Origin of the sequence: Bdellovibrio reynosensis, from assembly GCF_022814725.1 — a bacterium.
Classification (GTDB): domain Bacteria; phylum Bdellovibrionota; class Bdellovibrionia; order Bdellovibrionales; family Bdellovibrionaceae; genus Bdellovibrio; species Bdellovibrio reynosensis.
In genome coordinates, this window is record NZ_CP093442.1 from 1,383,450 (window position 1) to 1,405,136 (window position 21,687).

Annotated in this window: 21 protein-coding genes; 8 read left to right on the forward strand and 13 right to left on the reverse strand. The window is 44.6% G+C overall.

Features of this window, described 5'->3' with window-relative positions; genetic code table 11:
• Nucleotides 1-476 precede the first annotated feature (476 nt).
• Entirely contained in the window at nt 477-1,019 is a 543-nt protein-coding gene (locus tag MNR06_RS06455; RefSeq protein WP_243540283.1) for a hypothetical protein, read from the forward strand.
• Nucleotides 1,020-1,165: 146 nt separating this feature from the next.
• Here the strand turns inward: MNR06_RS06455 and MNR06_RS06460 are convergent, their stop codons facing one another.
• From MNR06_RS06460 to MNR06_RS06475, 4 genes are all read right to left on the reverse strand, one after another.
• A complete protein-coding gene (locus MNR06_RS06460; RefSeq protein ID WP_243540284.1) occupies nt 1,166-1,606 on the reverse strand; it encodes a hypothetical protein in 441 nt (146 codons plus the stop codon).
• A gap of 9 nt (nt 1,607-1,615) precedes the next feature.
• A complete protein-coding gene (locus MNR06_RS06465) occupies nt 1,616-2,554 on the reverse strand; it encodes a hypothetical protein (protein WP_243540286.1) in 939 nt (312 codons plus the stop codon).
• Between the two features lie 7 nt (nt 2,555-2,561).
• Nucleotides 2,562-3,953, reverse strand: a complete 1,392-nt coding sequence (gene fumC, locus MNR06_RS06470) for a class II fumarate hydratase (RefSeq protein WP_243540288.1) — start codon at nt 3,951-3,953, stop codon at nt 2,562-2,564.
• Between the two features lie 128 nt (nt 3,954-4,081).
• Entirely contained in the window at nt 4,082-4,852 is a 771-nt protein-coding gene (locus MNR06_RS06475; protein ID WP_243540290.1) for an SDR family NAD(P)-dependent oxidoreductase, read from the reverse strand.
• Nucleotides 4,853-4,969: 117 nt separating this feature from the next.
• Between MNR06_RS06475 and MNR06_RS06485 the strand changes: the two genes are divergently transcribed.
• Genes MNR06_RS06485 through MNR06_RS06495 form a run of 3 tightly spaced genes read left to right on the forward strand, consistent with a single transcriptional unit; the run spans nt 4,970 to nt 6,773 of the window.
• Nucleotides 4,970-5,362, forward strand: coding sequence for a YchJ family protein (locus tag MNR06_RS06485; RefSeq protein WP_407933202.1), 393 nt, complete (start codon nt 4,970-4,972; stop codon nt 5,360-5,362).
• Nucleotides 5,362-5,817: an EVE domain-containing protein gene (locus MNR06_RS06490; RefSeq protein WP_243540291.1), complete on the forward strand. Its 456-nt coding sequence runs from the start codon at nt 5,362-5,364 to the stop codon at nt 5,815-5,817. Before MNR06_RS06485 ends, MNR06_RS06490 begins: the two co-directional genes overlap by 1 nt.
• Before the next feature lie 5 nt (nt 5,818-5,822).
• Nucleotides 5,823-6,773 (forward strand): tRNA dihydrouridine synthase, encoded by a 951-nt coding sequence (locus MNR06_RS06495; RefSeq protein ID WP_243540292.1) that lies wholly within the window; start codon nt 5,823-5,825, stop codon nt 6,771-6,773.
• Nucleotides 6,774-7,009: 236 nt separating this feature from the next.
• Here the strand turns inward: MNR06_RS06495 and MNR06_RS06500 are convergent, their stop codons facing one another.
• Nucleotides 7,010-7,663, reverse strand: coding sequence for a class I SAM-dependent methyltransferase (locus tag MNR06_RS06500; protein ID WP_243540293.1), 654 nt, complete (start codon nt 7,661-7,663; stop codon nt 7,010-7,012).
• A 47-nt stretch (nt 7,664-7,710) separates the two neighbouring features.
• Between MNR06_RS06500 and MNR06_RS06505 the strand changes: the two genes are divergently transcribed.
• Nucleotides 7,711-7,965, forward strand: a complete 255-nt coding sequence (locus tag MNR06_RS06505; RefSeq protein ID WP_243540294.1) for a glutaredoxin family protein — start codon at nt 7,711-7,713, stop codon at nt 7,963-7,965.
• 28 nt (nt 7,966-7,993) lie between these two features.
• Here MNR06_RS06505 and MNR06_RS06510 read toward each other — a convergent pair whose 3' ends face one another.
• The 3 genes from MNR06_RS06510 to acs are packed head-to-tail and all read right to left on the reverse strand — an operon-like array spanning nt 7,994 to nt 11,525.
• On the reverse strand, nt 7,994-9,049 hold the full coding sequence (locus MNR06_RS06510; protein WP_243540295.1) for a tRNA dihydrouridine synthase: 1,056 nt from the start codon (nt 9,047-9,049) through the stop codon (nt 7,994-7,996).
• Nucleotides 9,049-9,558: a DUF6580 family putative transport protein gene (locus MNR06_RS06515; RefSeq protein ID WP_243540296.1), complete on the reverse strand. Its 510-nt coding sequence runs from the start codon at nt 9,556-9,558 to the stop codon at nt 9,049-9,051. The genes MNR06_RS06510 and MNR06_RS06515 overlap by 1 nt, the downstream gene beginning before the upstream one ends.
• A gap of 29 nt (nt 9,559-9,587) precedes the next feature.
• A complete protein-coding gene (gene acs / locus MNR06_RS06520; RefSeq protein ID WP_243540297.1) occupies nt 9,588-11,525 on the reverse strand; it encodes an acetate--CoA ligase in 1,938 nt (645 codons plus the stop codon).
• Between the two features lie 110 nt (nt 11,526-11,635).
• Here acs and MNR06_RS06525 point away from each other — a divergent pair, with 110 nt between their 5' ends.
• Nucleotides 11,636-12,493: an MBL fold metallo-hydrolase gene (locus MNR06_RS06525; protein ID WP_243540299.1), complete on the forward strand. Its 858-nt coding sequence runs from the start codon at nt 11,636-11,638 to the stop codon at nt 12,491-12,493.
• Here MNR06_RS06525 and MNR06_RS06530 read toward each other — a convergent pair.
• The 5 genes from MNR06_RS06530 to MNR06_RS06550 form a co-directional block, all read right to left on the reverse strand.
• Nucleotides 12,490-13,842 carry a hypothetical protein gene (locus tag MNR06_RS06530; RefSeq protein WP_243540301.1) on the reverse strand — a complete coding sequence of 451 codons (1,353 nt, stop codon included), beginning with the start codon at nt 13,840-13,842 and terminating at the stop codon, nt 12,490-12,492. The two genes, MNR06_RS06525 and MNR06_RS06530, sit on opposite strands and share 4 nt — an antisense overlap.
• 143 nt (nt 13,843-13,985) lie before the next feature.
• Complete coding sequence (dnaK, locus tag MNR06_RS06535) at nt 13,986-15,890, reverse strand: molecular chaperone DnaK (RefSeq protein ID WP_243540308.1); 1,905 nt, start codon at nt 15,888-15,890, stop codon at nt 13,986-13,988.
• A gap of 344 nt (nt 15,891-16,234) precedes the next feature.
• Entirely contained in the window at nt 16,235-17,350 is a 1,116-nt protein-coding gene (gene dnaJ / locus MNR06_RS06540) for a molecular chaperone DnaJ (RefSeq protein ID WP_243540310.1), read from the reverse strand.
• 110 nt (nt 17,351-17,460) lie between these two features.
• The gene (locus tag MNR06_RS06545; RefSeq protein ID WP_243540312.1) at nt 17,461-17,967 is read right to left on the reverse strand and encodes a tetratricopeptide repeat protein; all 507 of its coding nucleotides are present in this window, start codon (nt 17,965-17,967) and stop codon (nt 17,461-17,463) included.
• A gap of 160 nt (nt 17,968-18,127) precedes the next feature.
• Nucleotides 18,128-18,697: a type IV pilin protein gene (locus tag MNR06_RS06550; protein WP_243540314.1), complete on the reverse strand. Its 570-nt coding sequence runs from the start codon at nt 18,695-18,697 to the stop codon at nt 18,128-18,130.
• A 230-nt stretch (nt 18,698-18,927) separates the two neighbouring features.
• Between MNR06_RS06550 and clpS the strand changes: the two genes are divergently transcribed.
• Both clpS and clpA read left to right on the forward strand, forming a co-directional pair.
• A complete protein-coding gene (gene clpS, locus MNR06_RS06555; protein WP_243540316.1) occupies nt 18,928-19,272 on the forward strand; it encodes an ATP-dependent Clp protease adapter ClpS in 345 nt (114 codons plus the stop codon).
• Nucleotides 19,269-21,608, forward strand: a complete 2,340-nt coding sequence (clpA, locus tag MNR06_RS06560) for an ATP-dependent Clp protease ATP-binding subunit ClpA (RefSeq protein ID WP_243540318.1) — start codon at nt 19,269-19,271, stop codon at nt 21,606-21,608. The genes clpS and clpA overlap by 4 nt, the downstream gene beginning before the upstream one ends.
• The last annotated feature ends 79 nt before the right edge of the window (nt 21,609-21,687 follow it).

A 21,687-nucleotide genomic window follows, 5' to 3' on the forward strand; every position in this document is an offset into this window, starting at 1 on the left:
TAGAAAATGGAAGGATAGACAAAGCAAAATAGAGTTGCAAGCACGCAACCAAATACACCCATAACGCACCATGGACCGAAAATAGAAGCAGGCACCTTTTCCATTCTTTTGCCCGTGGAATGGGCATTTCAGCGTGAAACTAAAACTTTTTTCGTATTAATTTCATCTTTCGGAAATTTCGTCCGGGGAAGTTATGAATTGACAAAAAAAGGTGCCAGGGACTTTTTCGGAGTTACCAACGATGCGGTGGTGATTATTGCAGATTCATAACTACCGCGGCGCAACCGTAAAAAGAAGCAGGCACCTTTTGAATTAAAGAAACAGGCACTTTTCGGAGTTACCACCGAAGCGGTGGTGAATATTGCAGATTGGGCATTTTTGCAAAACCAGTGGTCAACGATATGTCTTACTTACAAGCCTTAGTATTTTCGCTGCTATGTTTTTGAATTCTGTTAGCCTGCGGGTGGGAGAATTCTATGAAAACTCTATTGCTAGTCATTTCGTTCTTATTTGCTTCAATTGCTTTTGCTCGCACACCAGATACGGTGAAACCCGGTGAGCCTTTGTGCTATGGGCGGGAGTACTCTGAAAAGCACATGAATTCTCGTCCTAAGCAGACTGTTAAGTTAATGAAGCTTAAGTTTTATATTACTGGGGAAGCGCCTTACACGAGTCTTGCGTTGGCGGTTGATGCGAAAATAAAAAGACCGGTCAAGCCTGACCCTTCTGGAAATTCAGAAGAAACGACAGAGTTCGTTTACAAAGATTATACGACGTTGATGTTTTGTGAAAAAACGGCCTCAGGAAAACTCCGTTGTGGTGTTGAGTGTGATGGTGGGAGCGCTGATATCCGCTGGAGCACAAGCAATCCATCTAAAGGAGCTACCCTTAAAAACAACGGCTTCGTCATGCACGGAGGCTGCGGAGAGGAAGACGATCCCATCTTTCTAACTCCAACACCTAAAGGTGATGATGTGTTTAACCTTGTGCCGCTACCGAAAGAATTCTGCCAAGAATAACTTAAAAAACCGAGGAAGAGCGATCGCTCAAAATGGGTCAGGCGCAAGGCGGAGGTCCTTCCCGCAGCGTAGGCGTAGCAGCGCTACGCTGGAGCGAGGACAAGGGCCGACAACGCAGTCGAATGGCCCATTTTCAGCGATTGCGGCTACGGTCTGTTGTGGATTAGCGTTCTCACTTCATCTTCGAATACGACTTCGATTTTATCCGTAAGAGCATCTTTCACAAAACCCATACCAAATTTTGGATGTTGAAGTTTTGTGTTCTTTTCGAATTTACCCTTCATATTGTAGCTAGCTGTTGGAGCTTTTTCGTCAGACATCAACATTTCATATTCGTTGCGGTGGCTTGATTTTCTTGAGCTTAGTGTTTGTTCGCGTTTTTTCGCTGCAGCACCCGTCAATGGTTTGCCCGTTTTAGTTTGAGCTTTAGGAAGAGAAAAAGTTTTTTGCGACCCGCAAATTTCGCATTTGATTTTTGCTGACGTTGCAGAAGTGTGAGCTAAAACTACGTGGTATCTATCAGCGTCGCACTTTTTACAGAACGCAAAAAACGATTTTGCTACTGGTGGCAGGGTATTCATTGTCATCTTTTCTTCCTATCTACTATATTGTTGTTTTAAACTATAAATCATTAGTTTTTCATCAAGCTTCTTGTGCGCGATTTCACTCGCACTCAAGTAGTAAGGGCCTTTGCCCGCTTCGATCTTCTGCTGAAACTCAAGCATGCTGTTTTCATCTTTTGGATCGATGTATGTATCAGTCGGACCGTAATTTTCTAAGAACGCCAGGTCTTCTTCTTTGTTAAAGAACTTTTCCCAGCAGTGGGTATTTACTGAAACACGATAAGTGATGGTTTTTGCGTGAGAGTGCACTGGCGCATAAGCCCCGATCACTTCAAGGTGACCAAAGTGCGAATGCAGTTTTAAAGCAGGGCTTCCCCACTGAGTCATGCCAGAGCATTGCTCGACGTTCGCATACCAAAGACCGAAGGCTTTAGAAAGGAATCCCAAACCGTAAAGGCCTTGTCCTTGGGGCAACAAAGAATTCACTGAACAAAGATTGTGGGCAATCCACTCCCCGCGATGCATGGATGGAATGATGATAAACAAAGAAAGCGGAACCCAATCCATATCATCAAGCGAAGTGACTTCTTTCATCACAGAAGAAGTTTTAATCGGCGAACCCGTCGCAGGGAAAACTTTCGGATCTAAAGCTGCGCGCATTTCCTTTGAAAGTGCCGATGGACGAGCGGCAAAACCGGCAACGAACCCTGGCATCACCGCGCAATCGTAAAACACCCAACGAGGCATCGCCATGTTTGATGGACCGAAAGCTCTTTCTTCAAGTGAATAAATACGATCAGCAAAAGCGATGTTGTGAATATCTAAAGGGTCTTTAAAAATGGGCTGCTGTTTAAACCAATCTAAGCGATGAACTGAACCCGGCAGTGCGATTTGATTTTCTGGACGAACAAAAACATAAGGCCGAATATCATCGCTTTCCATCCAGTTCGCTTTAGTCAGCAGCGGGTTCATGAGTCTCCTAGGGGTTCACCATCAGTTCAGGTTTTACTATCTTATCAAACTCTTCGCCAGTGAGGAGTCCAAGATTGATAGCTTCTTCGCGCAGTGTTGTGCCATTTTTATGGGCAGTTTTGGCAATTTTAGCTGCGTTATCATACCCGATGCGGGGATTTAAAGCAGTCACTAACATGAGTGAATGCTCCAGATGCTTTCGAATTTGGTCCCTATTGGCCTCTATTCCCATTACGCAATGATCAGTGAAGGACTCACAGGCATCGGCAAGCAATCTGATCGAGTTCAGCACGTTAAAGATAATCACCGGCTTAAAGACGTTCAACTCCATATGCCCGTTGGATCCCCCGACGCTGACCGCCACGTGATTTCCCATCACCTGGGCACAGACCATGGTCATGGCCTCACTTTGAGTTGGATTTACTTTGCCCGGCATAATCGAACTTCCCGGTTCATTTTCTGGGAGCCTTAGCTCTCCCAAACCGCAGCGCGGTCCTGAGCCAAGCAAGCGAATGTCGTTAGCGATTTTCATCAAAGAAACAGCAACGCCGTTTAAAGCACCGCTAACTTCAACCAGCGCATCGTGGCTAGCTAAGGCTTCAAATTTATTTTCTGCTGAAACGAATGGGATCTTGGTTTCTTGCGCAATTGCCTTCGCCGCTTCAACTGGAAATTTCACATGAGTGTTAAGCCCCGTACCCACTGCCGTTCCACCAAGAGCCAATTCATGCAAGTGAGGAAGAGTGTTATTCACGCGGGTGATGGATTTTTTAATCTGATTCACGTAACCCGAAAATTCCTGACCCAATGTCAGCGGGGTCGCATCCATCAAGTGAGTGCGCCCGATTTTCACGATGTCTTTAAATTCGTTTTGTTTTTGTTCAAGCGCTTTGTGAAGTTTATCAAGCATCGGCAACAAACGGTGATGGATCTGTTCGGCAGCTGCGATATGCATCACCGTTGGGAAGGTATCATTCGAGGATTGCCCCTTATTCACGTCATCATTGGGATGAATTTCTTTATTTGGCAGAGTCAGTCTCATCATGTCCATCGCACGATTGGCGATCACTTCATTGGCGTTCATATTGGTCTGCGTGCCTGAGCCTGTTTGCCACACAACTAAGGGAAAATGAGCATCCAGTTTCCCTGCAATCACTTCATCAGCCGCTTTCAAAATATAATCAGTTTTTTTAGCGTCCAACAATCCCAGCTGCTGATTGGTTTTCGCAGCACACTTTTTCAAAATCCCAAGAGCACGAATCATCTCGCGCGGAAAACGATCGCCGCCGATTTTAAAGTTTTGCAAAGACCTTTGGGTCTGGGCTCCCCAGTATTTTTCTGAAGGAACTTGAACCTCTCCCATGGTGTCTTTTTCAATGCGCACTTTATTTTCAGCCATAAGCTCCTCCAGAAGAAAACGGAAATCATATCAAGCAAAAACCACAAATCACAAAATGTTCCCTTACAAACTTCCCCTCGCACAAATCGGATGACCGAGAAGGCACCATGCAAGGCGGAAGATGTCCCTTATCGGCCATCCCCACGTCTGAAAACCTGTCCTACGTGAGCTTGATCTGTTGGGTAAATGACAAGTTCTTGAATGTTGACGTGCGGTGGACGCGCCACGCACCACGCGATCGTCTCTGCGATGTCCTTGGCTTCAAGTGGAGTCATGCCTTCGTAAACCTTATCGGCCTTGCTTTTATCACCCAGGCGCACATAGGAAAAATCAGTGTTGACCATGCCGGGCTCAATGTTGGTGATGCGAATTCTTGTGCCTAACAAATCCATGCGGAGCCCCTCGGAAAGGGCTCTGACAGCGAACTTAGTAGCGCAGTAAACTCCACCACCTGGGTAAGTCCATCTGCCTGCGACAGAACCCAAATTCACGATGTGGCCCGTGTTTTTCTTAATCATGTTTTGGATCACCCCGCGGGTCATGAACAGCAAACCTTTCACGTTGGTGTCAATCATGACTTCCCAATCATCCAAATTTGCTTCCTGCATTTTTTCAATACCCTTAGCAAGACCCGCGTTGTTCACTAAGATTTCAACTTGATCTAAATCAGCGGCGTGGGCTTTTAAAAACTCACTCACTTCGAAACGATCAGAAACATCGAAGGCCGCAAGCTTCACTTCTAATTGCGGGTGAGCTTTCTTTAGTGCTTGTTCAAGTTCGACAAGTTTTTCATAGCGACGTCCTGTGGCCAGGATGGCATAGCCTTGGGCTGCCAAAGCAAAAGAAGTTTCCCATCCAATTCCGGAAGTGGCACCGGTGATTAAAGCCCATTTCGTCATAAATTCTCCTAGAGGGAAAAGAATAACAGCCTCGGGGCTTCCTACCAAGCCTGCCGCCTCGCGCAATGCGTTCATTTACTTACTTAGCCACCCGTTTTTTGGTAGTTCTTGGGCCCTATGAAATGTCCTTGTGGTTCAGAAAAAAATTATTCTCAATGTTGCGGTCTTTATCATTCCGGTGTCGAAACAGCGCCCACGGCTGAGGCCTTAATGCGTTCACGCTACAGTGCCTTTGCAAAAAATCAAATGCAGTACTTGCGCGACACAACCGATCCACAAACTTTGGACTCCATTGATGATGAAGCCAATAAAGAATGGGCTGAAAGAGCAAAGTTCTTAAAACTAGAAATCATCAAGGCTGAAGAAAAAGGCACCAAGGGCACGGTGGAGTTTAAAGCTTTCTACAATGTCGACGACGAAGATTTTGTTCACCACGAAGTTAGTACGTTTAGAAAACAAGCAGGCGAGTGGTTTTTTAAATCCGGCAAAATCAAGGCGGAGAAAAAATAATGAACCACTGGTTGATGAAATCAGAGCCTGATGTTTTTTCCATTGATCAATTAGCGAAAGATAAAACCACTTGGTGGGAAGGCGTTCGCAATTATCAAGCGCGCAACTATATGATGAACGACATGAAGGTCGGCGATTTGGTTTTGTTTTATCATTCCAATGCTGAACCCTCTGGTGTTGCTGGAATTGCGAAGGTTTCTAAGGTTGCTGAGCCCGATAAGCTTCAATTTGATAAAAAGTCCGAATACTTTGACGAAAAAGCGACTAAAGACAAACCACGTTGGTTCTGCGTCGAGGTTCAGTTCGTCTCAAAGTTTAAACATATCGTGAGTCTGCAAGACCTAAGAGAAAATCCAAAATTAGCCGATATGATGGTGTTGGCAAAGGGCTCGCGCCTTTCTGTTCAACCTGTTGAGAAAAAGCACTTTGATATTGTTAGTAAACTAGGCGGCTAATCTAAATGAAACTGTTCCTAGCCCCCATGGAGGGCGTTGTAGACTGGGTGATGCGAGACACGTTAACGCGTATTGGAGGAATCGACCAATGCGTGACGGAGTTTTTACGCGTCACTGATAAGCTGCATCCGGAAAGTGTATTTTATAAAAACTGTCCTGAGTTAAAAACGGGATCGCGCACGCGCTGGGGTACACCGGTGTTTGTGCAGTTGTTGGGTGGCCATGCGGAGCCTTTAGCTTTAAACGCGCAACGTGCGGTGAAGCTAGGTGCTTTAGGGGTAGATCTTAACTTCGGCTGCCCGGCTAAAACCGTGAACCGTCATGATGGTGGCGCTTCGCTTTTAAAGTCATGTGATCGCGTTTTTAAAATCGTTGATACTGTTCGAAAGGCAGTACCTGCGGAAGTGCCAGTGACTGCGAAGATCCGTCTGGGTTTTGATGATCCAACGAAATGTATTGAAATCGCTCAGGCGGTTGAAGAAGCTAATGCCACATGGCTTACGATTCACTGTCGCACGAAGACTGATGGCTATAAACCACCCGCTTACTGGGAATGGATTCCTAAAATCAAAGAAAAAACCAAAGTGAAGATTATCGCTAATGGCGAAATCTGGAATGTTGGGGATTTCAATCGTTGCGTTGAAGTCACTGACTGCCAAGATTATATGATCGGCCGCGGAGTGATGAGTAATCCGTTTATCTTCCGTCAAATCAAGCAAAGCTTAAATCAAGAGCCCGTTGAGGAAATGACTTGGGAAAGAGCGAAGCCTTTGCTGCCGCAGTTCTTTGAAGCGAGTACGCTTTATATTAATGACTACTTCGCTGTTTCTAGATCAAAACAATGGTTGCGTGCGCTTTCATTGAAATGTGTTGAAGCGAAACCGGTTTTTGATGAATTGAAGATTATTAAAAAGCCGATCGAGTTCCGCGCTACACTAGAGAAACTTTGCTTGTAGTTTTCTCAAGACCGTGTCCGTAATTTCCACCACCGCTTCGGCTGTAAGTATGCAAACTCTGTAATATCCACCACCGCTTCGGTAGTAAGAATGCAAACTCTGTAATCTCCACCACCGCTTCGGCGGTAAGTATTCAAGCTCTGTAATTCCCACCACCGCTCCGGTGGTAACAATAAAACAGAGTAATCTCCACTACCGATTCAGAAGTAAAAATCACGATTTAACTTTTAACGATTTTAAATTTTCTGCAGAACCCAATAAGGACTCTGCGCCTTAAGCACTTTCAATTTATAAGTGCTCGCGATCCAGTTCATGCTCTTTTCTGAATAAAAAACCACATGACTTGGATCACGGCGATAATGCCAATCATGGAAGGTCGCTTCCCCACGATGCGCGGAAGTCATTACACCGACTAAGCCGCCGGGCTTTACTAAACGAAGAATTTTTTCGATTTCTTGTTTGGGATTAAAAAGATGTTCCCACACTTCCGTACTTGTCACGAAATTGTACGTACTTCTTAAAGCGCTTTGATCCGGGAAATAATAAAGATCATAGTGACTAGTGCGATATCCACGATAGCTCAATAGCTGAGATAAAAATGCCGTAGGCCCACACCCAAAATCCAGAGTCGTCAGTGAATTTGCAACATGGCCCGATGTCTTAAAATGATCATCGATGTATTTAACTAACGGCTCTAGAAACGCCTGATAACCAGAGCTGCCTTCATTTTGATGTTGATCGTAACGACGCTTTTCATCTTGGGGGCCTAAGCGCTCTGCCGGATTCATGAAGATCAAATCGCAAACAGCGCAGTGAAAATAACTGCGCTGGGGATTCTTATCCACTTTAAACGGAGCTGGGTTAGAAGCTTGGCAGAGCAAACAATTCATATTACTCAGATCCTTGTCTCTGAGCGGTTCCCATGTCAAAATGAATTATGGCTAAAGTTGTAATGTACAAAAAAAATCCCTGCCCTTTTTGTGACCGCGCTGAAAACTTCTTTCAAGCAAAAGAAATTCAGTACGAGGTCATCGATTTAACCAATCAACCTGAAGAAATTGACCGCATTAAGCACGAAACTGGCTGGAGAACCGTCCCCATCATTTTGATTGATGGCAAGCTTATTGGCGGCTACAGCGACATGAAAGAACTTGATGAACAAGGCAAGCTAATGCCTTTACTTGGTCGATAACAGTTATACGCTTCGCTTTTTAGAAGTGTTACTGTCTAAGCTCCGTGCGCAGACTCATCTCCACGGAGCCTTCAAAAAATTTCTGAACTCCCACGACCATTTCGTCCAACGTGCGAGCCTTCGCACAAACTCCCACCAACGTATTTCCAAATGGCAGCCACACCGATGTCGTGCGCACATAGAAGCGTACTTTGCGCATCGCTAAGTCTTCGCCAAAATAATGACGACAGCGATCGATCAGTTTCAATAAAACTTTTCCGTACTCAGCACCCTCTTCTTCCGAAGTGCGAGGCGCACGTAAGCCCTCTTTACCAGTTGGAGGAGCAAAACCTAGGTCCTCTCCCACTTGCCACATCATCCACGGACGCGCAGCCAGCCCACGACCAGCCATCGCCATGTCACAGCCTGTTTCTTTAAGCATCAACAAAGCATCTTCCGCTGTTTGCACGTCACCGTTACCGATCACAGGAAAATCCACAGCTTGATGAAGTTGTTTGATTTGCTCCCAGTCAGCAAAACCACGACGTTTTTGTGCGGCTGTTCTTGGATGTAAACACACCCACGCAGCACCAGAATTTCTTAAGCCACTGACGAAAGTTAAAAGATCATCGAATTCTTTGGTACTTCCCACCGCACGAAGTTTCACACTCACAGGAATCGAAGAATTTTTGACGGTCATGCGCACGACTTCAGCGGCATAATTTGGATCACCCATTAAGGCGACTCCGTAATTATGCTTTAAAGCCTTTTGCACCGGACAACCCATGTTGATGTCGATGGCTTCCGCTCCCCATTCGATCAGGCGCTTCACACTTTCAGCAATAGGGATTTCTTCGTTACCAAGAATCTGCGGAACTAAACCAGGCTCGTGCACAGCACGCATAGTTTCAGGAGTCTTTTCAAGATTTTCCCCAGGAATACGCCGCGAGTTTAACATCTCAGTTGGCCAGATAGTGTAAGCACCGTCAGGCAAATACTCGCGCATCACCTCACGCAAAGCTACGTGGGTTAAGCCCACCATCGGAGCTAAACACAGTGGGAAGTTGACCTTCCCGTCTAGAATAGGACGATGCAAACCAAACATTAATTAGAAACAGTAACTTGCGGTGCGAATTTTCGAACGACTTCATAGCCGCCGAAAAGAACGCCAGAGAAGAAAAGGTCGCCGTAGATTTGATTATCAAAAAACGGGATCGCAGCAACGTAGCAGTTTACTAGGCCAGCGAAATCTGGAGTGTACATGCCACCCATGATCCAAACACCGAAATTTGAAATTAGGAAAAAGATTGAACTAGAAACAAGGGCGAAAGTTCCAACGCGCACAACACTTCTGTTGTCACGAAGAGCCCAACCCAAAAGTACGATCGCTAAAAATGCGAAATAAACGAAAACCATTGTTGAATGTAAACCAAGAACTAGATCGCTAATGAACAAAGCTGCGATTGGAAGAACCAAAGATTGTTTTTTTGAAGGGAACATCGCGCCACCGAAAAGAGCCATAGCACCGATCGCTGTGAAATTCCAAGGGTGGGGAATAAGGCGGCTAAAAGCAGCTACTAAAACCATCATCACTAAAGTCAAAACTTGGTTCATATTCCCTCCCGAACAGAGCTACAAAATTATCATTTGTTCATGCGATTGTCCACCAGTTCTTGGACAACGCCTGGCTCAGAAAGAGTCGTGGTATCACCCAATTGATCAGGTTGATTTTCAGCGATCTTTCTTAAAATTCTTCGCATAATTTTTCCCGACCGAGTCTTCGGCAGGCGCGGCGCCCATTGTATTAGATCTGGCGTAGCAATAGGCCCGATTTCTTTACGTACGGTCTGCACCAATTCCTTACGAACCTCATCACTTGGTAATTCGCCAGCTTTTAAGGTCACAAAAGCGTAAATGCCTTGCCCTTTAATATCATGGGGATAGCCCACCACCGCGGCCTCGGCCACCTTGTGATTGGCCACCAGAGCGGATTCGATCTCGGCTGTACCAATTCTATGTCCCGAAACATTGATGACGTCGTCGACCCGACCGGTGATCCAGTAGTAGCCATCTTCATCACGTCTGCAACCATCTCCAGTAAAATAATAACCAGGATAATTTGAGAAATAGGTGTCTTCAAAACGCGAATGATTTCTATATACCGTGCGCATCTGTCCTGGCCAAGAGTCAGCAAGAACAAGCACGCCGTCACCAGCACCCTGAACTTCTTTTCCTTCTAATGTGAGAAGTTTTGGCTGAACACCAAAGAAAGGTTTTGTCGCTGAGCCCGGTTTTTGTCCAATCGCTCCTGGCAAAGGAGAAATTAAAATTCCACCCGTTTCAGTTTGCCACCAAGTATCGACGATAGGACAACGTCCATCGCCAACAACATCGTGATACCACGCCCACGCTTCAGGATTAATCGGCTCGCCGACACTTCCTAAAACGCGCAGTGATTTGCGCGAAGTGTTTTTAACAAACTGATCCCCTTCACGCATTAGGGAACGAAGCGCTGTCGGCGAAGAATAGAAAATAGAAACTTGGTGCTTATCAATCACTTCCCAAAATCTTGAAGGAGTTGGATAAGTCGGCACACCTTCAAAAATCAAAGAGGTCGCGCCATTAGCAAGCGGTCCGTAGACGATATAACTATGCCCCGTCACCCAGCCAACGTCAGCCGTGCACCAATAAATATCATTGTCGTGATAATCAAAAACATACTGATGGGTCATGCTAACAAAAACTAAATATCCACCCGTCGTATGCATCACACCTTTTGGTTTTCCGGTAGAGCCTGAAGTGTAAAGAATAAATAACGGATCTTCTGCATCCATTTTTTCAGGCTCACATTGATCAGAAACTTTTTGCACTTCTTCGTGATACCAAAGATCACGGCCTGCTTTCATTTCAACTTTGGTGTTTGCGTATTTTACGACAAGCACTTTTTTAACGTTGTCAGATTTAACAATGGCCTTATCGATATTTTCTTTAAGCTGAATCACTTTGCTGCCACGGTAGCCAGCATCGGCTGTGATCACGAATTTAGATTCACAATCAGCGATACGATCTGCAATGGAGTCTGGAGCAAAACCGCCAAAGATCACCGAGTGGACCGCGCCGATGCGAGCACAAGCTAGCATCGCAAAGGTCGCCTCTGGAATCATCGGCATGTAGATGGTGACGAAATCACCTTTTTTGACTCCCATGTCTTTTAGGATGTTCGCAAGCTTACAAACTTCTTTATGTAATTCTTTATAAGTGATTTTACGAACCGCGGCCTCTGGATTGTCGGGCTCCCAGATGAAGGCAACTTTGTCACCGCGCTCTTTCAAATGACGATCAATACAGTTGTAAGACACATTGAGCTTTCCACCTAGGTACCATTTAATTGAGACAGGTTTGGTGAATTGCGTTTCTTTGACTTTATTCCACTTGCTGTACCACTCAAGGCGCTCTGCTTGCTTTGCCCAGAATTCTTCAGGATTTTTGATGGACTGTTCATACATCTCTTTGTATTTGGACTCATCGATCCAGGCGTTTTTAGCAATCTCAGGTTTCACTGGGTACAGGTCTTTGTGCATAGTCACCTCAAATAAAACGTTATCGTAATTCAACTTAAATTGACGTCAAATAATTAACCGCTTCTTGAATGTTTCAATGTGTTAATTTATCTTCGAGGGCAGAGGTAAACATGGCCATCCAAGTACAACATTTTTTTGATAAAGCAACATCGACACTCTCTTATGTGGTGCACGACGAAAAAACCTTGGATGCTGTGATTATTGATCCCGTGTGGGACTTTGACCCGGCGTCGGGCGCATTGAGTGAAAAAAGCATTGAGCCGATTGTGACCTACATTAAAACCGTGAACCTAAAACCGCACTTGGTTTTAGAAACCCACGCCCATGCCGATCACCTTTCTGCCTCACAAATTTTAAAAAGGATTTATCCCGACATTAAGGTCGCTATCGGCGAACGTATCAGTGTCGTACAAAAAACTTTTAAAAATATCTTTAACATGGAAGATGGCGAGGTCAGCACCAGCGAGTTTGATATCCTATTAAAAGAAAATGAAACCTTCCATGCAGGATCATTGAAATTTAAAACCCTTTTCACCCCTGGCCACACGCCTGCCTGCGCAAGTTACCTTATTGAAGATTGCCTGTTCGTCGGTGACGCTTTATTTATGCCTGATTCAGGCACGGGCCGTTGTGATTTCCCCAATGGAAGTGCTGAAACTTTGTATGAGTCCGTGCATGAAAAAATCTATTCCCTGCCGCCAGAAACAAGAATCTTTGTTTGCCATGATTATCAACCACTAGGGCGCGAACTGAAATTCCAAACCACCGTTGGTGAAGAGATGGAAAAAAACATCCAGCTTCGCAGAGTCACCACGAAAGAAGAATTTGTAAACTTTAGAAAAACCCGCGATGCCACATTAACAGCACCGAAACTGCTTTTACCAAGCATTCAAGTCAATATCCGTGCGGGCCACTTACCGAAGCCCGAAAAGGACGGAAAACGCTTTTTAAAAATTCCTTTAAGCTAGCACTGAGGATTCAGTGCTGGCGCATTAGGAACATAGCCCTCTAAATCTAAATCAAAGCGCAATTCTTTTCGTTCGCACTTCCCTTTAAGAATTTGACGTGCTTCTTTGGCATTTTTCAATAACGACTGAAAGCTTTTATCACCAAAAAGTAGTTCGGTTTTGAAATACTCTTTGGCCTCTGGTGATTGCAGACTTTGTTCGAAAGCTAAGAACTTACGATAGGTGCGGTAACTGAAGTGATTCAGCTTTTGCAAGACTTGCAGTTTTCGCATCATGTTTGTTTTCGTCACTCCGCAATCGTTATCTTTTAAAACCATTTGTTTAACCAGGGCTGCTTGTTTGCCTGCCATTTCTGTTTTTTCAGCCTCAGGAACAATTAAGACATTGTCCTTCCACTTGGCGTCGGATTTTTGACGATTTAAAGAATTATTACTTGGATCAACAAACATCCAATAAAACTTATAATGAATGTTGCCGATGCGATCTTGTTGATTTAACAAAGTATCTAACAAGATCATGTCAGCGATATCTTTCATCTGCACGACGGTTTGCGCGACCTTCGCAAATTCGCTAAAGCCTACGATTTCAGTGACACTTCTTGTTTCCGTCAGCCTTAAGAATGGAGCAAGCGACAAGAAGCGTGTGTAGCGAGTACTATAACTCCCCCGGCCGCTGACTTCGGTGTATTTTTCTTCGTTCTTAACGTTATCTGAGAGGGCGCCGTAAATTTGTCTGTGGGTGTCGTCAATCAGTGCGGGATAGTCGCGCGGATTAAGATGGACTTTTTCCATCATTTTCCAAGTGATCTCTGTATAACGGCCCGATCCTTTTAAGTACTTGTTGGCTTTATCCACAAGCCCTCTGTGGATACCGGCATCCATGGTGCGAATAACAGAGACTGGAATTTGATTGATATCCCCCAGAAGTCTTGAAACTTGGTAGTAAGCTAAGATCGAAGGTGTTGATGAACATGTGAAAGTCTGCTTAAACTTCGCTTCCGTCTTATAACCTAAGACGTCGACATCACAGTGAGAAGCATCAATAGTCGTTTTAGAATTTTTGGAAGTGGGTTTGATCAGTAAAACGCCGGGATTCGTGGATGAATACTTCGGACAAATTCCCATGTTCGTATAAAAATCGAAGGTACAAAGCTCGACTTCTTTTTTGATGTCGCCATTTTTATAATCGCCGCCTTGCCATTTTTTAGGAACCACACAAAGCTCATACAAGCTGTTTGGCGAAGTGAATTGCTGACGAATACCTCCGCGCAGATCCCCTAAATTAAATGCATTCGCGGAACTGCAGGCGACTGATACAGCGAAAACCCCTAGAACCCATAGACTTTTCATAGAACCCCCATTGCCCTACCTACGCTTAAGTATGAACAAAGGGACCTGAAACACTACTAGACGTGCCCACAATCAAAATAAAAAAGCCGGACTGACATTCATCAGCCCGGCTTCAGATTTTTATATCTTAACAACAAAACAGATTAGTTAACGTCTTTGTAGTCGGCGTCGATGACGTCGTCACCTTTTTCTGTTTTAGGTTCTTCTTGTTGTGGTTGACCTTGTCCGTCGCCACCGCCAGAAGCACCTTGTTGTTTGTAAATCTCAGAAGTCATTTTGTGAGTCAAAGTTTGTAGTTTCTCAAACTCTGCCTGCAATTCAGATGCTTCTGCAGATTTATTTTCTAAAACTTTCTTCGCTTCAGCGATAGCATCGTTAGCTGCTTTCACTTCAGCTTCTGGAAGTTTAGAACCAGAATCCTTGATCAACTTTTCAGTTTGGTAAACCAAGTTGTCTAGGTTGTTTCTTGCAGTCGCTGCTTCCGCTTTCTTTTTATCTTCTTCAGCGTGTCCTTCAGCATCGTTCACTGCACGTTTGATTTCTTCTTCAGAAAGACCAGACTGTGCTGTGATCTTGATTTGTTGAGACTTACCAGACGACATATCTTTCGCGTTGACATGAAGGATACCGTTGGCGTCGATGTCGAAAGTCACTTCAACTTGCGGCACACCACGTGGAGCTGGTGGAATTCCAACTAGCTCAAAGCGGCCTAGAGTTTTATTGTCAGTAGCCATCTTACGCTCACCTTGAAGCACGTGGATGTCTACGGCTGGTTGGTTATCAGCAGCTGTCGAAAACACTTGAGATTTCTTAGTAGGAATCGCCGTGTTTCTTTCAATAAGTGTCGTCATAACGCCACCCAAAGTCTCGATACCAAGGCTTAGAGGGATAACGTCTAGTAAAAGTACATCTTTTACGTCACCAGACAATACACCACCTTGAACAGCGGCACCCACTGCCACAACTTCGTCAGGGTTCACTGTGCGGTTTGGTTCTTTACCGAAGAAATCTTTAACTGCTTTTTGGATAGATGGAATACGAGTCGAACCACCCACCAATACAACTTCGTCAATTTCTGAAGCTTTTAAGCCCGCATCTTGAAGAGCTTTTTTACAAGGCTCAATAGAACGTCTTACAAGGTCTTCTGTCATTTGATCGAATTTTGCACGAGTCAAACGAGTTTGAAGATGTTTAGGACCTGATTGGTCTGCAGTGATGAACGGCAAGTTGATTTCAGTCTCTTGTGCAGAAGAAAGTTCGATTTTTGCTTTCTCTGCCGCTTCTTTAAGACGTTGCAACGCCATTTTGTCGTTTTTCAAATCAATCGCTTGGTCTTTTTTGAATTCAGCGATCAACCACTCTAGGATAACAACGTCAAAGTTATCACCACCCAAGTGAGTGTCACCGTTTGTTGAACGAACTTCAACAACACCGTCACCTACTTCAAGGATAGAGATATCGAATGTACCTCCCCCGAAGTCGTAGATCGCGATTTTTTCGTCTTTCTTTTTATCAAGACCGTAAGCAAGTGCGGCTGCTGTTGGTTCATTGATGATACGTTTTACATCAAGACCTGCGATACGGCCGGCATCTTTCGTTGCCTGTCTTTGAGAGTCGTTGAAATAAGCAGGAACAGTAACAACTGCTTCAGTCACTGGCTCGCCAAGATAGTCCTCAGCCACTTTTTTAAGTTTTGCTAAAACCGCTGCACCGATTTCTTCAGGCGATACGTTTTTACCTTGAACCTTAAACGCACAGTCATTTCCTTTAGGAACAACTGTGTAAGGAACAAGTTTGATCTCTTCAGAGATCTCGTCGAATCTGCGACCGATGAAACGTTTTGCAGAGTAAATAGTGTTTTCAGGATTTGTGACAGCTTGACGCTTTGCAATCTGGCCAACCAAACGGTCGCCATCTTTTGTGTACGCAACAACTGAAGGAGTAGTACGTGCGCCTTCTTCATTGACGAGAACTTTCGGCTCGCCGCCTTCCATAATTGCGACGCATGAGTTCGTCGTTCCTAAGTCGATACCAATAATTTTGCCCATACTTCTTCTCCTAATAACGTGATCATAAGCTGATCTAAAAAACATGATGTGATTGGATTTAACAAGGTAAATGTGGTCACGAACCGGACTTCGTCAAGGTGTCCAAACTGAATTTTTTATGACAGATTTTTAACAAATGAATTCAATAGGTTACGGAACTTTAACTCGTGTTATCACGCAAAACTATGCATGATGAGTCTTCGCTCCTCTCTTAAAGAATAATGTTTACCCCTCTAGGCCTCGGCGCAAACCCTTCAACGCCGGGGCCTCAATTTTTTTGCTCTGCAAAAAAATTGAGGAAATCAATCTGGAAAATGGAAAAATAGAGGCGGAAAAGCTTGAAGCTATTTCTTTTTTCCGAAGAATCCGCTGCCGCCTTCTGGCGAAACTTTGAGCCCCCTTGCTTTCGCAATATCTCTTAAAAGTTTTTCTTCGTCTTTATGTAATTTTTCAGGGAACTGAACGTTCACGCGGAAGTAAATATCGCCTCGGCGGTTGCCTCTTAAGGATGGCAAACCTTCGTTAGCTAACTTCACAGTGTCACCAGGTTGAGTGCCCTTTGGAATGTCCATTTCAACTTCGTCTGTCACTGTAGGCACATCGATTTCTGCACCTAGCAACATCTGAATGTATGGCACTGAAAGTTCGCCGAATAAATCATCGCCTCTTCTTTCAAAGTGCGGATGCGGCTTCACACGGATTTCTACGAACAGATCTCCTGGAGGGCCGCCCATGTATCCACCTTCACCTTCTGTTGCAACACGAAGACGCGTGCCCGTGTCGACTCCAGCAGGAATGTTTAAGCGGATCTTTCTGTGTTCAGCCACGCGGCCTTTGCCTTTGCATGACTTACATGGATTTTTAATTTGGGTGCCCTGGCCATGACAAGTTGGGCACGTTGAAGCCATCGCAAAGAAACCTTGCGAACGTACGACTTGGCCCGAGCCACCGCACATCGTACAAGTCACAACTTGCGAACCTTTTTCTGCGCCCGAACCTTTGCAGTCGTCGCAGTTTTTATCAGTTTCAAATTCGATTTCTTTTTCTAAGCCTGTGATGACATCTTTTAAAGTCACTTCCGTGACATATCTTAAATCAGAACCACGGCGTGGTTCATTGCGATTACGACGTCGTTGCTGTTGTTGGCCACCACCAAAGAAATCGCCAAAAATATCGCCGAAGTGAGAAAAGATATCTTCCACATCTTGGAAGCCTTGACCGCCACCACGACCACCGCTGAAAGCCGCGTGACCAAAACGATCGTACTGTGCACGTTTTTGAGGATCACTTAAAACTTCATAGGCACCGGCAGCTTCTTTAAACTGCTCTTCTGCTTCTTTATTCCCTGGATTTTTATCAGGATGAAATTGCATAGCAAGCTTGCGATAAGCTTTCTTAATCACATCTTGTTCTGCATCCTTGGGAACGCCTAAAATTTCGTAGTAATCTCTTTGTGCCATAGTTTTCCGTCAATCATAGCCTGATAGTAGAGGCCAAAATATGGTGCCAATAGATGGTCCGTCAATGCTTCCTTGTAAATTTAGTAACTCTAAAGTTGGATGCGACGCTTCTATTTAGATGCAGCGGGCTTTTTCATTGAATTGATTTTGTCTTGAAGGCGCTTAATAAGCACTGGATCTTGATTGTTTTGAATCATCTCTTGAAGTACGGACTCGGCCAGCTCAAAATTTCCTTCATCAGAATAAAGGCGCCCAGCCAAAGTAAACACCCATGCAGGAGCACCATTATTCCCCGCCTGCAAAAGTAATTCAGCCGCTCTTTTTCGATCCTTCACTTCATACAAGTAGTGATATGCGGCGTGATATTGAATCGTCCAATCATTTGGAAATTCCTTAACACCCTTATCGAAAATTTTTGTAGCCCCTTCAATATCGGAAATAATCACGGAAAGCGCCAACGAACCGTTTGAATAAGCCACGCGAAACTTTGGCGATAGTTCCGTTATCGCGTCCACCATGTGATAAAGCCAAGAGTTATCAACACAAACGTTTTCGGCCTTCTTTTGTTCGCAATAATCAAAATCTTGAATGGCTCTGATCCAAATTGTATCAGCCATAACTTCTTGATAACCAAAACTGAATTTGCTGAGGTAGGCAGGAGGCGCGATGAGAGATCGCGCTTCCTGTTTATTCGAAAAGGACCACCAATTTGTGACTAAAATTAAGCCGATTGGTGCAAGAAAAAAAATCTTACTAAGGAAACTAGCAAGCTTCCAATTAACGGATACCATCTGTCGCGTTCAACAAGATTTTATTCTGGTCAATCGTCCACACATCGTCAGCACCTGAAGAAGAACTGATACGTCCAGTAGCTGCCGCAGTAAATGTAGTTACAGTGATTGTTCCGATCGCTGGAACTGCTGGCGGATTGGCATTGGTAGCACCACGGACCATTCTGCACCCTGTTGCGCCCATCGCAACACCTGGAGCCACGCAATAAGCTGATGCAGTACGAACGTTTCCTGGAGCTACAGGAGTTGTGTTGTATCCGTTTGCAGCGCCCGCTTCAGAAGTCACAGTTGTGAAACCAACGTTATATCTTAATTCCCCTGCTGGAGAATATCCGATCGCGCCGAACATACCATGGTATGCAGTGTATTCTGCGTAGAAAGCTTTTTCTGAAGTATACAAAGATGACAGCTGAGTCTTAGCTTCTGACTGACGAGCCTTTGCAAGATATTTGTTGATCGATGGCACTGCTATCGAAGCCAACACACCGATGATCGCAACAACGACCATCAACTCAACGAGAGAGAAACCGCGTTGAGAATTCCTAGATGAAAACATTAAAACCTCCATGGTTCTTATCTTTTTTTGTTTACAGGCATAAGTGTGTCAAAAATTAATTAGCTTTGCAAGACAGAGTCCAGAGGGAAAATTCACTTACGTTCCCTAGCATATTCCAACCGCACACAGCCGAACGAAAACGTATCGACTAAAAACCAGCTTTTCTTTAGACCCTAGACTTGTCATATCTGAATGGATGATCAAATTGAGGCATAAGGTAGAATAAAGCCATGGGTGAGAACAACAATAATAATAACAGCAACTATCCCTTTTCATCTCCAGAAGGAGAAGCCGGGGTCCAACTAGTCCCAAAACTAGACACTCCGAAGATGTATAAGGTTATCCTTCTGAATGATGACTATACCCCGATGGATTTCGTGGTCCTTGTATTGCGTCGTTTTTTTGCGAAAACAGAAGAGCAAGCGACCCAAATCATGTTAGATGTACATAAGAAGGGGGCTGGTATCGCCGGAGTCTTCAGTCTAGAGATAGCAGAGATGAAAGTGATGCAAGTGAATCAATTCGCACAACTCAATCAGTATCCGCTAAAAAGCACACTGGAGGAGGAAGCATGATGAGCCGAGAACTTGAGCGCAAGCTCGCAGAAGCAACCGAACTCGCGAAACGCCACCATCACGAATTTGTGACCTTAGAGCACATACTCTTGGTACTCACAGAATCGCCAGTGATGGTTGAAATTCTTGAAGCGTGTGCCGTCAATGTTCAAAAACTCCGACAAGATTTAAGAGATCATCTAAAAGTTGGGATACCAATGATTACGGATGATCAGCTGTCCTCTTACGGCGGCTTTGAATCTTGGACGCCAGAGTTCACATTGGCTTGTCATCGTCTTATTCAGCGCGCTGCCATTCAAATGAAAAGTGCCGGACGCAATCAGATTAGTGAAGGCAGTTTGTTAGTAAGTCTATTCTATGAACAAGACTCCCACGCGACTTTCGCCTTGGCCCGCCAGGGTCTTACACAATTTGATATTATCAATTATATTTCACACGGAATTACTAAAGACGGAAAAGAGCATGATATTCCTCCGGCTTCATCGTCTTCATCCCAAGCTCCTCGAAATGAGTATCAAGGTGAAGCTTATGAAGAAGGTCGGGGCTCCCCGCTTGAAAGTTTCTGTGTAAACTTAAATGATCGTGCTCGACAGGGAAAATTGGATCCATTAATTGGTCGCGAAGACGTGATCGAAAGAACGGTCCAAGTCCTTTGCCGTCGAACGAAAAATAATCCGCTTTTAATCGGTGAACCCGGTGTTGGTAAAACAGCCATCGCTGAAGGTTTGGCGCAAAAAATCGTTAAAGCCGAAGTTCCTGAAAAGCTAAAAAATGCTGTGATCTATTCGTTAGATCTTGGTGGCTTGTTAGCGGGAACTAAGTTCCGTGGTGATTTCGAAGGACGCTTAAAAGCCGTCGTAAAAGAAATCGGCAAACGACCGGGATCGATTCTATTTATTGACGAAATTCACACGATTGTAGGTGCTGGTGCCACAAGTGGTGGCTCGATGGATGCTTCTAACCTTTTGAAACCAGCATTGGCTTCAGGGGACATTAGCTGCATTGGTTCGACGACCCATACAGAATATCGTCAGTACTTTGAAAAAGATCGCGCTTTAAATCGTCGTTTCCAAAAAATTGATGTGAACGAACCGTCTAAAGAAGATTGCATTAAGATCCTCAACGGTCTGCGCAAGTCCTATGAAGAATTCCACTCTGTGACCTTCACTGAGGACGCTTTAAAATCCGCAGTCGAACTTTCTCAAAAACACATCCATGGAAAACTTCTTCCAGATAAAGCCATCGACGTTCTGGATGAAGCTGGTGCTCACTTCCGTTTAAAACACCAAGGCGAAGACACCGTTCAAATTGATTCTAATGAAATAGAAGAAACCATTGCTAAGATGACGGGACTTCCTGTTGCTAGTATTTCTTCAAGTGAAAAAACTCAGCTCAAAGATTTGGATAAGAAACTAAAAGCCCATATCTTTGGACAAGACGAAGCCATTGATCGCTTGGTGGCTAGCATCAAGTTTGCGCGCAGTGGTTTGGGTCGACCTAATAAACCTATCGGCAGCTTCCTGTTCACTGGACCTACGGGCGTTGGTAAAACGGAAGTTTGTAAACAGCTTGCTCAAATCATGGGTGTTCACTTTGAACGCTTTGATATGAGTGAGTATATGGAAAAACATGCGGTGGCTCGCCTAGTCGGCGCGCCTCCGGGATACGTGGGTTATGAAGAAGGCGGTCTTTTAACTGAGGCCGTGAACAAACACCCTTACGGAGTCATGCTTTTAGATGAAATCGAAAAAGCCCATGTTGATGTCACTAACGTACTTTTACAGGTGATGGACGCCGGTCGCTTGACTGATAGTAATGGTCGCGTCGCCGATTTCAAAAACGTCGTGTTAGTGATGACTTCAAACGCAGGTGCTTTAGAAACTTCTAAAGGCACTATCGGTATGGTTGATGAAGGTCGCAGTTCGCTTTCAATGGATGCCATTAAAAAAGCGTTCTCTCCTGAATTTATCAATCGTTTGGATGCCGTTGTTTCCTTCCGCGATCTTTCTGAGGACATGGTTCTAAAAATTACTCAGAAATTTGTGGATGAGTTGAAAATGACTCTGCTTGAAAAACACGTTGAATTAAACGTGTCTCAGGATGCGATAAAATGGTTGATGAAAAAGGGCTATGATAAGGTTTATGGCGCTCGCCCACTGGCGCGTGTCGTAGATGAACATCTGAAAAAAGCTCTGGTTGACGAACTTCTTTTTGGACGCCTAGTCGATGGCGGACGTGTAAGTGTTGAACTTGAAAAAGAAGCACTTAAGTTCCATTTTAGCACCACCCCAAGCGGAACCGGCCAAAAGAATCAAAAACAACCCGTCACGACGTGATGTGCTGGCATTGACATTCTCAATTGAGATATCATTATTAAGAGGCGGCTGTTAACTCATCAGCCGCTTGATATTGATT